Origin of the sequence: Ensifer sp. ENS11, from assembly GCF_014851895.1 — a bacterium.
GTDB lineage: Bacteria > Pseudomonadota > Alphaproteobacteria > Rhizobiales > Rhizobiaceae > Ensifer > Ensifer canadensis.
This window is the reverse complement of record NZ_JACVAN010000006.1, coordinates 168,674-181,333: the sequence shown is the minus strand read 5'-3', so window position 1 is coordinate 181,333 and position 12,660 is coordinate 168,674. Positions and strand designations below refer to the sequence as shown.

Annotated in this window: 10 protein-coding genes; all 10 read right to left on the bottom strand. The window is 63.7% G+C overall.

Going from position 1 to position 12,660, the window contains the following annotated elements:
* Window positions 1-52 precede the first annotated feature (52 nt).
* On the bottom strand, window positions 53-1,027 hold the full coding sequence (murB, locus tag IB264_RS14155) for a UDP-N-acetylmuramate dehydrogenase (protein ID WP_025427725.1): 975 nt from the start codon (window positions 1,025-1,027) through the stop codon (window positions 53-55).
* Window positions 1,028-1,029: 2 nt separating this feature from the next.
* Window positions 1,030-2,439 carry a UDP-N-acetylmuramate--L-alanine ligase gene (gene murC, locus IB264_RS14150; protein WP_025427726.1) on the bottom strand — a complete coding sequence of 470 codons (1,410 nt, stop codon included), beginning with the start codon at window positions 2,437-2,439 and terminating at the stop codon, window positions 1,030-1,032.
* The gene (murG, locus tag IB264_RS14145; RefSeq protein ID WP_025427727.1) at window positions 2,436-3,560 is read right to left on the bottom strand and encodes an undecaprenyldiphospho-muramoylpentapeptide beta-N-acetylglucosaminyltransferase; all 1,125 of its coding nucleotides are present in this window, start codon (window positions 3,558-3,560) and stop codon (window positions 2,436-2,438) included. The genes murC and murG overlap by 4 nt, the downstream gene beginning before the upstream one ends.
* Before the next feature lie 3 nt (window positions 3,561-3,563).
* Window positions 3,564-4,718, bottom strand: coding sequence for a putative lipid II flippase FtsW (ftsW, locus tag IB264_RS14140; RefSeq protein WP_025427728.1), 1,155 nt, complete (start codon window positions 4,716-4,718; stop codon window positions 3,564-3,566).
* Window positions 4,719-4,817: 99 nt separating this feature from the next.
* Complete coding sequence (gene murD / locus IB264_RS14135; RefSeq protein ID WP_025427729.1) at window positions 4,818-6,209, bottom strand: UDP-N-acetylmuramoyl-L-alanine--D-glutamate ligase; 1,392 nt, start codon at window positions 6,207-6,209, stop codon at window positions 4,818-4,820.
* Window positions 6,210-6,216: 7 nt separating this feature from the next.
* Window positions 6,217-7,317 (bottom strand): phospho-N-acetylmuramoyl-pentapeptide-transferase, encoded by a 1,101-nt coding sequence (gene mraY, locus IB264_RS14130; protein WP_025427730.1) that lies wholly within the window; start codon window positions 7,315-7,317, stop codon window positions 6,217-6,219.
* A 236-nt stretch (window positions 7,318-7,553) separates the two neighbouring features.
* Entirely contained in the window at window positions 7,554-8,993 is a 1,440-nt protein-coding gene (locus IB264_RS14125; protein WP_192433710.1) for a UDP-N-acetylmuramoylalanyl-D-glutamyl-2,6-diaminopimelate--D-alanyl-D-alanine ligase, read from the bottom strand.
* 1 nt (window position 8,994) lies between these two features.
* Window positions 8,995-10,458 carry a UDP-N-acetylmuramoyl-L-alanyl-D-glutamate--2,6-diaminopimelate ligase gene (locus tag IB264_RS14120; protein ID WP_025427732.1) on the bottom strand — a complete coding sequence of 488 codons (1,464 nt, stop codon included), beginning with the start codon at window positions 10,456-10,458 and terminating at the stop codon, window positions 8,995-8,997.
* Between the two features lie 67 nt (window positions 10,459-10,525).
* On the bottom strand, window positions 10,526-12,274 hold the full coding sequence (locus tag IB264_RS14115) for a penicillin-binding protein 2 (RefSeq protein WP_025427733.1): 1,749 nt from the start codon (window positions 12,272-12,274) through the stop codon (window positions 10,526-10,528).
* Window positions 12,274-12,657: a hypothetical protein gene (locus tag IB264_RS14110; protein WP_025427734.1), complete on the bottom strand. Its 384-nt coding sequence runs from the start codon at window positions 12,655-12,657 to the stop codon at window positions 12,274-12,276. The genes IB264_RS14115 and IB264_RS14110 overlap by 1 nt, the downstream gene beginning before the upstream one ends.
* Between the last annotated feature and the right edge of the window lie 3 nt (window positions 12,658-12,660).

Sequence of the window (12,660 nt, the reverse complement as noted above, 5' to 3'; positions counted from 1 at the left end):
AAGGGCCGCAGCGTTGCCGCTGCGGCCCTTCATAAAACTATTCCCATAAGCCTCAGGCGATGCCGCGGCCGAGGAATTCCTTGATCTCGTAGCCCGGCATGAAGGTACCGATGCGCTTGATTTCCCACTCCAGCCGAACACCGGAATGTTCGAGCACGCGGTTCCGCACGGTTTCGCCGAGATATTCGAGCTCGTAGCCCGTCGCCTGACCGGTGTTGATCATGAAGTTGCAATGCAGCGGCGACATCTGCGCGCTGCCAATCATCATGCCGCGGCAACCCGCTTCGTCGATCAGCTTCCAGGCCGAATGTCCCTCCGGGTTCTTGAAGGTCGATCCCCCCGTCTTTTCGCGAATCGGCTGCACGGTTTCGCGGTGCTGGCGCACGGCGTCCATGTCGGTGCGGATCTTGTTCTTGTCCTCGGGATAACCTTCGAAGATGGCGTGCGTGAAGATTAGGTCCTTAGCCGCCGCGGAATGGCGATAGCCATAGCCCATGTCGGCATTCGACAGCACATGCGTATTGCCCTGACGATCGACCGCGTGCACCTCGACGACGCGCTCGCGGGTCTCCGAGCCGTTGGCGCCGGCGTTCATGCGCAATGCGCCGCCGATCGCGCCAGGAATGCCGTAGTAGAAATAGAAGCCGCCGATGCCGTTATCGAGCGCCATCGCCGCAATGTTCTTGTCCGGGCAGATCGCGCCGGCCTTGATGCGGTTCTCGCCGACGAGTTCGAGATCGCCAAAACCCTTGGCCGAAAGCCGGATGACGACACCAGGAATGCCACCGTCACGAACCAAAAGGTTCGAGCCGACACCCATGACCATGACGGGTACATCAGCCGGAACCAGCTTCAGGAAGGTGATGAGATCGTCAGTGTCGTGCGGCTGGAACATCAGCTCGGCAAGACCGCCGGCGCGGAACCAGGTCACGCGATCCATCGGCGCATCGGGCGTGATGCGGCCGCGAACGGCGCTGACTCCGCTTCCGAGTGCTTCGAGTAGTTTCTGACCGTTGACCTGTTTCATGCTCAATTTCCTGAAATGTCTGCGAGTTCCCGTGGCAGGGCAGCGGCCCAGTAGGTGATGCTGCCAGCCCCCAAGAGAACCACAAAATCACCCGGCTGCGCAATCTTGCTGACAACCGGCGCGATTGTTTCGGGTCCGACCACATGCCGGGCGTCGCGATGACCGCCGGCCTTGATGCGGTTGACGAGCTCTTCGGCGTTGACGCCGTCGATCGCTTCCTCCCCGGCCGCATAGACAGGCGCGATCAGAACCGTGTCGGCGTCGTTGAAGCAGGCTGAAAAATCTTCGAACAGGCTCGCAAGGCGCGAGTAGCGGTGCGGCTGGTGCACGGCGATGATGCGGCCCTGGCATGCCTCGCGCGCCGCCTTGAGCACGGCCTTGATCTCGACCGGATGGTGGCCGTAGTCGTCATAGATGCGCACGCCGTTCCAGTCGCCGGTAAAGGTGAAGCGCCGCTTGACGCCGCCGAAGGAGGCAAGCCCCTTGGCGATCGCCTCGGGGCTGACGCCGAGGCGCTGGGCGACCGCGATCGCGGCCGTGGCGTTCGACACATTGTGGCGGCCGGGCATCGGCAGGCGCAGATCCTTCATCGAGATCACCTGGCCGGTGCGGCGACGGCGGATCTCGATATCGAAGACGGAAGTGGCACCGTCCATGCGGATGTTGAGGAAACGAACGTCGGCCTGCGGGTTTTCGCCGTAGGTGATGACCTTGCGGTCCTCGATCTTGCTGACCATGGTCTGCACTTCGGGGTGATCGAGGCAGAGCACGCCGAAACCGTAGAATGGCACGTTCTCGACGAACTGGCGGAACGCGGCGCGCACGGCGTCGAAATTGCCGTAGTGGTCGAGATGCTCAGGGTCGATGTTGGTGACGACGGCGACATCGGCAGGCAGCTTGAGGAAGGTGCCGTCGGACTCGTCGGCCTCGACCACCATCCACTTGCCCTCACCCATGCGGGCATTGGTGCCGTAGGCATTGATGATGCCGCCGTTGATGACGGTCGGGTCGAGCCCACCGGCATCGAGAAGGGCAGCAACCATCGAGGTCGTCGTCGTCTTGCCGTGGGTGCCGCCGATGGCGATCGCATTGCGGAAGCGCATCAGCTCGGCCAGCATCTCGGCGCGGCGCACGACCGGCAGCAGTTTTTCACGGGCGGCGATCAGTTCGGGATTGTCCTTCTTGATCGCGGTCGACACGACGACCACTTCGGCATCGCCGATGTTCTCGGCCTTGTGGCCGACGTAGACCTCGATGCCCTTTTCGCGCAGCCGCTGGACATTGGCGCTATCAGACTGATCGGAGCCCTGCACCCGGTGACCGAGATTGTGCAGCACCTCGGCAATACCGCTCATGCCGATACCGCCGATACCGATAAAATGAACCAGACCGATCGTCTTCGGCATTTTCATGAGCGCTTTTCCTTGAATGTCTCGACTGTCAAACCGCTGGCAATAGCCTCTACCATCGATGCAAGCAAGCGCGCGGCGTCCGGCTTTCCGGTTTCGCGCGCATTGGCGGCCATCTGCGCCAGCGATTGTGGATTGGCCATGGCCTCAGCAAGAATGCCGGCAAGGCGCTCGGCGGTCAGCTCCGCCTGGGCGATCACCTTTGCGCCGCCCTTGGCGGCAATCGCCGCGGCATTGGCCGCCTGATCGTGATCGAGCGCATAAGGATAGGGAACGAGGATCGCCGGCCGGCCGATGACCGCAAGCTCGGAAACCGTCGAGGCGCCCGAGCGGCAGATGACCAGCTGGGCGCCGGCGATGCGCTCGGCCATATCGGTGAAGAACGGCGAGACCTCGGCGGGAACGCCGAGCTTCTCATAGGTGGCGATGACGCCGTCGCGATCTTCCGGACGCGCCTGCTGCGTCACCGTCAGCCGCTGGCGAAGTGCGTCGTCGAGACGGCAGATCGCCTGGGGGATCGCCTTCGAGAAATATTGCGCGCCCTGGCTACCGCCGAAGACGACGAGATGGAACGGCGCTTCGCCCGCCGCCGCGACATAAGGCACCTTGGCAGCATCGAGCACGGCCGGACGCACCGGGTTGCCCGTCGTCACCGTCTTGGCGGCAAAGGTACCGGTGCCCTCGGGCAGGAAGCCGCCGGCGATCGCCTTGACGCGGGAGGCGAGCGCCTTGTTGGCACGACCCATGACAGCGTTCTGTTCATGGATCATCGACGGCACGCCCATGCCGGTTGCCGCCAGCAGCGGCGGCACGGTCGGGTAGCCGCCGAAACCGACGACGGCCTTCGGCCGCAGCCGGGCGATCAGCCGGCGCGCGGCACGCATGCCGGTCCAGAGCGTCCACAGCGAGCGCACGACATGAATGGGGTTCTTCGAGCCGATGGTTGCCGACGGCACCACATGCACCTCGTCTGCCGGGAACTTGCCGGCGAAACGCTCGGCGCGACTGTCGGTCACCAGATGCACCGAATAGCCGTTGGCCTTCAGCTCATGGGCGAGCGCCTCGGCCGGGAACAGATGGCCGCCGGTACCCCCGGCGGCAAGAAGGATAATGCCTTTGGTCATTCTTTACTCCGCCGGCACGCCAATGCCGGACCGAAACAGGCTACGCTCCACGGCGCGCTTCTCTGGGCGATGGCGCGTGAGCGCCAGGATGAAGCCGGCGGTGACGCAGATCGCCACCATGGACGAGCCGCCATAGGAGATCAGCGGCAGGGTCATGCCCTTGGCCGGAAGCAGTTCGAGGTTCACGCCGATGTTGATCATCGACTGGATGCCGATCTGCAGCACGAGGCCGGCAACGGCGAAGCGGTTGAAGTCGTTGCGCTCGCGGAAGGCGTGGTTGAGGCCGCGCAGCACCAGGAAGGCGAAGATCATCACGATCAGCATGCAGAAGACGATGCCGAATTCTTCAGCCGCCACCGAGAACACGAAGTCGGTGTGGCTATCGGGAATGATGCGCTTGACGATGCCTTCGCCCGGACCGCGGCCGAACCAGTCGCCGCGGATGATCGCCTCGCGCGCCGTGTCCATCTGGAAGGTATCGCCCTCCCCGGTCAGGAATTTGTCGATACGGCCGGCCACGTGCGGCAGCATGGTATAGGCGACGAAGAAGCCGCCGAAGGCAGCGCCGGCGAGCACGATGATCCACAGCCACGGCATGCCGGCCATGAAGAACATGCCGCCCCAGACCGCGGTCGTCAGGATCGTCTGGCCAAGGTCGGGCTGGGCGACGAGCAGCGCGCCGACAATGCCGAAGAGCAGGATGGCAAAGAGATTGCCGGGAATTTCCGGCTGGCGCGCATGTTCCGAAAACAACCAGGCGCAGACGACCACGAAGGCTGGCTTCATGAATTCCGAGGGCTGGATGGAAATGCCGGCGATTGAGATCCAGCGCATCGAGCCCTTGACCTCCTGGCCGATGAACAGCACCAGCACCATCATCGCGAGCGACACGCCGAGCAGGATGATCGCGGCGCGGCGCACCTGCCTCGGCGACAGGAAGGAGATGGCGACCATCACCACCAGCGACGGCAAGAGGAAGACGGCGTGGCGCTTGACGAAGTGGAAGCTGTCGAGGCCGATGCGCTCGGCGACCGCCGGGCTTGCCGCAAACGACAGCATGAAGCCCACGCCCATCAACAGGATGAAGGTCGCCAGGAAGAACCTGTCGATCGTCCAGAACCAGTCGGCCACAGGGCCACGTTCGGCTCGGCTTACCATCTGTCAGTCCCCTTTATCAGGCGCGCCTGCGCCAAACGTCCGAAACCCCGGCATCACCGCCACCCGTCGCGCGCCGGATGGGCGCGCGGACGGCGAGCGTCAGATCAGCATCGTCACGCCCTGCAATGCCTTGACGTGCGTCACGAAGGCATCGCCGCGTATTTCAAAGTTCTTATACTGGTCGAAACTTGCGCAAGCCGGGGATAACATCACCGCCGACGCGCCTTTGTCATCGTGCTCGGCATCTGCTGCGGCATGCGCCACGGCCTTTTCCAGCGTGCCTGAAATCTCGAAGGGCACCGCCTCGCCGAGCGTTGCGGCAAAGGCCGGTGCGGCCTCACCGATCAGGTAGGCCTTGACGATCTTCGGGAAGAACGGCGACAGCGAAGTGATGCCGCCCTCCTTCGGAAGGCCGCCGGCGATCCAGTAGATGCGCTCGTAGCTCGACAGCGCCGGGGCCGCTGCATCCGCATTGGTCGCCTTGCTGTCGTTGACGAATACGACAGCACCCTTGCGGCCGACCGGCTGCATGCGATGCTTCAAGCCGGGGAAGCTTTTCAGCCCCTGGCGTATCTCGTCTTCGCTGACATCGACGGCAAGGCATGCGGCGATTGCCGCGGCAGCATTCTGCGCATTATGGCCGCCGCGCAGCGTCTGGATGCCATCGAGATCTACGAAGAGCCGCGACGTTCCGCCGTGCGCCTCAAGGACGCGCGAGCCTTCGGCATAGATCCCGTCGGCCAGAACATGCCGGCGCGAGATGCGAACCACCTTGGTGCCCGCCCGCTCGACGCGATCGGCAATCAGTGCGCAGAAGCTGTCGTCGACACCGACGATCGCCGTGCCGCTGCCGGCCACCAGCCGCTCCTTGATATCGGCATAGTGCTGCATGGTGCCGTGCCGATCGAGATGATCGGGCGTGAGATTGAGCAGGATACCGGCCGTCGGGTTGAGCGTCGGCGCCAGATCGATCTGGTAGGACGAGCACTCGACCACATAGAAGCGGCCGGCCTTCGGGGGCTCAAGCGTCAGTACGGCCGTGCCGATATTGCCGCCGAGCTGGGTGTCACGGCCGCTTTCCCTCAGGATATGGGCGATCAGCGCCGTGGTCGTCGATTTGCCGTTGGTGCCGGTAATGGCGATGAACGGGGCATCGGGCGCCTGCGCCCGGCGCTCGCGCACGAAAAGCTCGACATCGCCGATGATCTCGACGCCAGCGGCATGCGCGAGGTCGACGGTCCAATGCGGCTTCGGATGGGTCAGCGGCACGCCGGGCGAAAGCACGAAGGCGGCAAAGGCACGCCAGTCGATGCCGTGCAGGTTCGCTGTCGGCACACCCGCCTCGCCGGCCTTGGCGACGCTGTCGGGATTGTCGTCCCAGGCCGTCACCTCGGCGCCGCCGGCGACGAGCGCCTGCGCAGTCGCCAGCCCCGAACCACCAAGCCCGAAAAGAGCGACCTTCTTGCCCCTGAATGTGCTGACCGCGATCATCGTCCGCTCACCGCAGCTTGAGGGTGGACAGGCCGACCATCGCAAGGATGACGGCGATGATCCAGAAGCGGATCACGACCTGGCTTTCCGTCCAGCCCTTCTTTTCGAAGTGGTGGTGGATCGGCGCCATCAGGAAGACGCGGCGCCCGGTGCGCTTGAACCAGAACACCTGGATGATCACCGACAGCGTTTCCATGACGAACAGGCCACCGATGATGATCATGACAAATTCATGCTTGACCGCGACGGCAACGGTGCCGATCAGGCCGCCGAGCGCCAGCGAACCGGTATCACCCATGAAGATGGCGGCGGGCGGCGCGTTGAACCAGAGGAAGCCGAGGCCGGCGCCGATGACGGCGCCGAGGATGACGGCGAGCTCGCCCGTGCCGGGCACGAAATGGATCTGCAGGTAATTGGCGAAAACGGCGTTACCGGCGAGATAGGCGATGAGGCCGAAGGCGGCCGCCGCGATCATGACGGGCACGATGGCAAGCCCATCGAGACCATCCGTCAGGTTCACGGCATTGCCGGCGCCGACGATGACGAAGCCACCGAACAGCACGAAGAAATAGCCGAGATTGATCACGAGGTCCTTGAAGAACGGGAAGGTGACCGAGGAGCCGAAGGTCGAGCCGGCAGCACCGCCCGAAAGCGACGCCTGCATCATGAAGAACACGGCAATCGCGGCGATGATGAACTCGAAGCCGAGACGCGCCTTGCCGGAAAAGCCTTTGTCCGACTGCTTGGTGACCTTGAGATAGTCGTCATAAAAGCCGATGGCGCCGAAACCGAGCGTGACGAGAAGGGTCGAGACCACATAGACGCTGGAAAGATCGGCCCACAGAAGCGATGACACGACGATGCCCGCAAGGATCATCAACCCGCCCATCGTCGGCGTGCCGGCCTTCTTGAAATGCGTCTGCGGACCATCGGCGCGGATAGGCTGACCCTTGCCCTGACGGATGCGGAGGGAGGCAATCATGCGCGGACCGAAAAGGAAAACGATCAAGGCCGAAGTGAAAAGCGCTGCACCGGTACGGAACGTGATGTAGCGAAAGAGATTGAAAAACTGAAAGTGGTCCGCCAGTTCCACGAGCCAGATGAGCATAAGGGACCTTTCCCCAAAGGTTTAAAATCGGACACCGTCCAACAGAATCATCTGAAAAACGATACGCGCTTGTATGCGAAAGTGTTAGGCCGCGCTGCCTAACCCAAGGCTGTATCCACCGCCGCCAGCATCGGCGACGACCACTACAACGCAGCGCGCCGCTTGAGGCACGCGAAGATCGTTGTCGTCATTTGGTCGACTGCATCATTGCCGCTGAACCGCTTGCAGTCCGGCAATCACGCAGTTGCTTCGTCCCCCTCGGCCTCGGGCTCCGGATAGGCTTCGATCAGCGCATGCACGATCTTGCCGCAGCCCGTGCCCTTCGAAGACTTGATCATCACCACGTCGCCGGTCGCAACCGCGCCGAGTGCATAGGCCTTCAGTTCGTCCACCGTTTCGCGGTAGACGACGGAGATTTCCGGCGGCAACGCGTCGCGCAGGTGGGCCATCAACGGCCCGGCAAGCCAGACATCGGTGATGCCGGCTTCGACGAGAGGTTTGGCGAGCGCGGCATGAACGCCGGCGGCGTGTTCGCCCATCTCCAGCATGTCGCCGAGCACGGCGATGCGGCGCCCGCCCGGCGCCGGTGCTGAATCCTGCAGCAGCGAAATCGCCGCGCGCATCGAGCTCGGATTGGCGTTGTAGCTCTCGTCGATCAGCGTCAGTGTGCCCGCGCCGATCAACAGTTGGTGCCGGCGGCCCCTGCCCGTTTCGGCCTGCATCGTCGCCAGCGACGAGGCGGCGTAGTCGACATCGGCGCCGACCAGCTTCACCGCCGCGAGCACGGCCAGCGCGTTCTCGGCGATATGACGTCCAGGAGCGCCGATGGTGATTTCCATCGTCCGGCCGCCAAGGGCGGCCCAAAGCACTGAACCGTCCGCCGCACCGGCAAACTCGACGAGGCGGAACTCCGCCTTCGGGTTGACGCCGAAGGAGTGGATATAGCTGACGCCAGCCGTACCCGCGGCCTTTTCGAGCAGCTTGTACTGGGCACTGTCGTGGTTGATGACCGCGTGGCCGCCATTGACGACGCCCTCGAAGATCTCGGCCTTGGCCTCGGCGATCTGGTCCAGGCTGTCGAAGTTTCCGAGATGAGCGGCAGCGATGCTGGTGACGATTGCCACATGCGGGCGGACCATCTTCGTCAGCGGCCGGATCTCGCCCGGATGGTTCATGCCGATTTCGAAGATGCCGAAATCGGTGGCCTCGGGCATGCGCGCAAGCGTCAGCGGCACGCCCCAATGATTGTTGAACGAGGCCACGGAGGCGTGCACGCGCCCTTGCGGCACCAGCACGTGCCGCAGCATCTCCTTGGTGGTGGTCTTGCCGACGGAACCGGTGACGGCGATGATCTTCGCAGCACTGCGGTCGCGCGCCGCGCAACCGAGCCGAATCATCGCTTCAAGCACGTCGTCGACGACGATCAGTGGCGCGCTGAGGCGGCCGAGCGCCGGCAGTTTGCCTTCGCTGACAACGAGGAGTGCGGCGCCATTGGCGAGCGCAAGGCCCGCATAGTCGTGGCCATCGACCCGGTCGCCCTTGATCGCGAAGAAGGCTTCGCTCTTGCCGACCGAGCGGCTGTCGATCGATATGCCGCTTACTCCTTCGGGCAGGTTTCCAACCGGACGGCCGTTCATCGCGGCCAGAAGATCGCTGCTTGTCCAGAGCCAGTTCAAATCACAGACCTCCCAATGCCTTGCGGACTTCCGCATGATCCGAGAACGGCAGCGTGACGGAACCGACCGTCTGGCCTTCCTCATGTCCCTTGCCGGCGACGATCAGCGTGTCGCCGCTTGTCAACATGCCGACGGCGGCACGGATCGCTTCGGCGCGGTCGCCGATTTCGGTTGCACCTGGAGCCGCAGCCATGATTTCCGAGCGGATCACCTCAGGCACTTCCGAGCGCGGATTGTCATCCGTGACGATCACGACGTCGGCAAGCCGCGTGGCGATCTCGCCCATGATCGGTCGCTTGCCCTTGTCGCGGTCGCCGCCGCAGCCGAAGACCACGATAACGCGGCCCGTCGTGAACGGCCGCACCGAGGCCAGCACATTTTCGAGCGCATCGGGCTTGTGGGCATAGTCGACATAGGCAAGCGCGCCGTCCCTGGTCTGGCCGACCAGTTCGAGGCGGCCGGAGGCACCCTGCAGCTTTTCAAGCGCGGAGAACGCCGCCTTGGCGCTGATGCCGGTGGAGATCGCAAGTCCCGCCGCGACAAGCGCGTTGGCAACCTGGAAATCGCCGGCAAGCGGAATATGGATTTCGAAGATGTCGTCGCCGACATGCACTTCGGCCGACTGCTTGTGGCGGAAATGTTCGACCCGCTTCAGCGAGATGAATTCGCCCTTGCGGCCGACGGTGCGCACGTCGAGCTTGGCCTTGCGGGCAGCCGCAATCGCCTGTTCCGACCACTGGTCGTCGGCAAAGACAACCGCGGGCGCGCCCTTCGGCAGTAACGCTTCGAACAGCCGCATCTTGGACGCCATATAGTGCTCGACCGTCGGATGGTAGTCCATGTGGTCGCGGCCGAGATTGGTAAAGGCCGCAGCCGAAAGCTTGACGCCGTCGAGCCGGCTCTGGTCGAGGCCGTGGCTGGAAGCCTCCATCGCCGCATGGGTGACGCCGGCATCTGCGAGTTCGGCAAGAAGCTTGTGCAGGGAAACCGGATCGGGCGTGGTGAGAGAACCGTAGTCGTTGCGGCCGGGCGCCACCACGCCTGTCGTGCCGATCATCGCGGCAGCAAGGCCCGAATGCGCCCAGATCTGCCGGGTGAAGGAGGCGACCGAGGTCTTGCCGGCCGTGCCCGTCACCGCAACCATCGTCTCAGGCTGGCGACCGTAGAACGCGGCGGCGGCGCGCGCGAGAAAGGCGCGCGGGTTGCCGAGCGAAAGAACGGGTGCGGAGGATCCATCAGGCTTGACGCCGGATTCAGCGACGACGGCAACGGCGCCGCGCGCAAGCGCGTCGACGATATAGCTGGTGCCGTTTGCCTTGGTGCCGGAGACGGCGACGAAAAGATCTCCTGGCTGCACATGCCGGCTGTCGGCCGTAATGCCGGCAACCTCGATCTGCGAGGAAGCGCCATCCAGTTGCGCAGAAAGTTCAGGGAAGCTCGTTCCCGCCAGGTCTTTTATCTTCATGAACCGCACGTCTCACATCGCTCTCAATTCGCCGGAATCGCGAATCGTCCGCATTCTCATTTCATGCCTAATAAGACACAAGCATGGCAGAACCATCTTCTCCGAACTTCGGTTCGACGCCGAGAAGCGGTGCGGAGCGGCTGATGATGTCGCGAACCATGGGCGCGGCATTCGAGCCGGCGGTCCGTCCGCCGCCTTCGCCGGTCTTCGGCGCGTCAATGAAAGTCAGCACGATGTACTTCGGATTGTCGATCGGAAACGCTGCGAGAAAGGCGTTGAAGTTCTGGTCGCTGGCATAGCGGCCGTTGACGACCTTGTCGGCCGTGCCGGTCTTGCCGCCGACGTTGAAGCCCGGCACCTGCGCGCGCTTGCCCGAACCGGCGATGCCGTTCCAGCGAAGCAGAAAGCGCATGTCGTCGCTGGTGCTTTTCTTGACGACCGTCGTCGCCAGTTCATCGGCCTGCTCCTGCGAGCGTGGCAGGAAGGTCGGCGGGATCAGCTTGCCGCCGTTGACGAGCGCGGCACCTGCGACAGCCGTCTGCAGCGGCGTCGTCGAAACGCCGTGGCCGAAGGAGATGGTGATCGAGTTGATCTTCTTCCATTCGCGCGGCTGGCTCGGGGATTTGACTTCCGGCAGCTCGGTCGGCAGCTTCGACAGCAGGCCGATCCGGGTCAGAAATTCCTTGTGGCCGGGAATGCCGATCAGGTCGGCGATCTTGGCGGTGCCGATGTTCGACGAATACTGGAAGATTTCCGGAACGGTCAGCACCCGGCGCTTGCCGTGGAAGTCCTTGATGGTGAAGCCGCCGATGCGGATCGGTGCCGAGGCGTCGAAGCTGTCGTTGAGCGTTACCTTGCCGGAATCGAGACCCATGGCGATCGTGAACGTCTTGAAGGTGGAGCCCATCTCGAACGTGCCGTTCGACATGCGGTTCATCCAGCCCTCTTCGGCACCTTCGGCCGGCTTGTTCGGGTCGTAATCGGGGACCGACGCCAACGCCAGCACTTCGCCGGTATTGACGTCGAGCACCACGGCCCCGGCGGCCAGCGCCTGGTAGTTCTTCATGCCGGCATCGATGACGTCGCGCACGATGTTCTGCACCCGAACGTCGATCGACAGCTTGACCGGCTCGAGCTTGGCATCGCTGGTCATGCCGATGGCGGCGAGATCGGCGAGCCCCTGCCCGTCGATGTAGCGCTCCATGCCGGCAACACCGCGGTTGTCGATGTTGACGTGGCCGAGAACATGGGCGGCGGTCGGGCCGCCCGGATAGAAGCGGCGCTTTTCCGGCCGGAAACCGACGCCGGGAATGCCGAGCGCCAGGATTTCGCTCTGCTGCTTCGGGGTCAATTGGCGGCGCAGCCACTGGAAGCGCGATTTCGACTTCAGCTTGTTGTAGATGTCGCGGGCGTTGAGATCGGGCAGCACGGTTGCAAGCCGCTCGACCGCCTCATCCGCATCGACGATCTTGTGCGGCTCGGCATAGAGAGAGACCGTGCGGATGTCGGTGGCGAGGATCTCGCCGTTGCGGTCGAGAATATCCGGGCGCGAGGCCATCAGATTGTCGGCGCGGCCGATACTCGAAACCGTCTCCGGCTGCGCCATGCCGTATTGCACCAGGCGGCCACCGATGACCGCATAGACGATGCCGAAGCTGGCGATGATGATCGCCACGCGGTTCTTCGCCTGATTGGTGGTCTTCTTGCGTGTGCCCTGGAAGGTGACGTTGAGCTTGGCCTCGGCCGGCAGGTTGTTGCCGCCTGCGGAGAAATGCGCCTTGCTCTTCAAGACCATGATGCGGGAGAGAAACGACATCAGCGCGCCACCGAACCTGTTGCGATATTATCGGTCTTTTTCTCCGACGCCTTGGCGGCGGCGAGCTTCTTTTCTTCTTCCGTCGGCGGCACGTCGGCCTTCAGCATCGGCAGCTCCTGCGGGCGCACGAGTTGCGTCGACGGCGTCGGTGCCAGTTGCAGATCAGCGCCGAAGGCGCCAACCAGACGTTCCAGCCGGTTCGGCTGCGTCAGCAGCGCCCAGTCGGCGCGCAGAAGGTCGATCGTGTCTTCTTCCAGCTTGATGGCGGCATCGAGCCTGCGCACCTCTTCCAGCTTGTTTTCGGCACGATGCTTGATCGTGTAGGTGACCGTGGCGGCTGCCGTCATGACGACGATCAGGACTATGTCGAGTGTTCGCAGCATATC

Bases quoted from the DNA above. Each gene is read 5' to 3' on its own strand.
- mraY (WP_025427730.1), bottom strand. From the start codon at position 7,317: ATGCTCATCTGGCTCGTGGAACTGGCGGACCACTTTCAGTTTTTCAAT.
- murD (WP_025427729.1), bottom strand. From the start codon at position 6,209: ATGATCGCGGTCAGCACATTCAGGGGCAAGAAGGTCGCTCTTTTCGGG.
- murC (WP_025427726.1), bottom strand. From the start codon at position 2,439: ATGAAAATGCCGAAGACGATCGGTCTGGTTCATTTTATCGGTATCGGC.
- IB264_RS14115 (WP_025427733.1), bottom strand. From the start codon at position 12,274: ATGTCGTTTCTCTCCCGCATCATGGTCTTGAAGAGCAAGGCGCATTTC.
- murB (WP_025427725.1), bottom strand. From the start codon at position 1,027: ATGAAACAGGTCAACGGTCAGAAACTACTCGAAGCACTCGGAAGCGGA.
- murG (WP_025427727.1), bottom strand. From the start codon at position 3,560: ATGACCAAAGGCATTATCCTTCTTGCCGCCGGGGGTACCGGCGGCCAT.
- IB264_RS14120 (WP_025427732.1), bottom strand. From the start codon at position 10,458: ATGAAGATAAAAGACCTGGCGGGAACGAGCTTCCCTGAACTTTCTGCG.
- ftsW (WP_025427728.1), bottom strand. From the start codon at position 4,718: ATGGTAAGCCGAGCCGAACGTGGCCCTGTGGCCGACTGGTTCTGGACG.
- IB264_RS14110 (WP_025427734.1), bottom strand. From the start codon at position 12,657: ATGCTGCGAACACTCGACATAGTCCTGATCGTCGTCATGACGGCAGCC.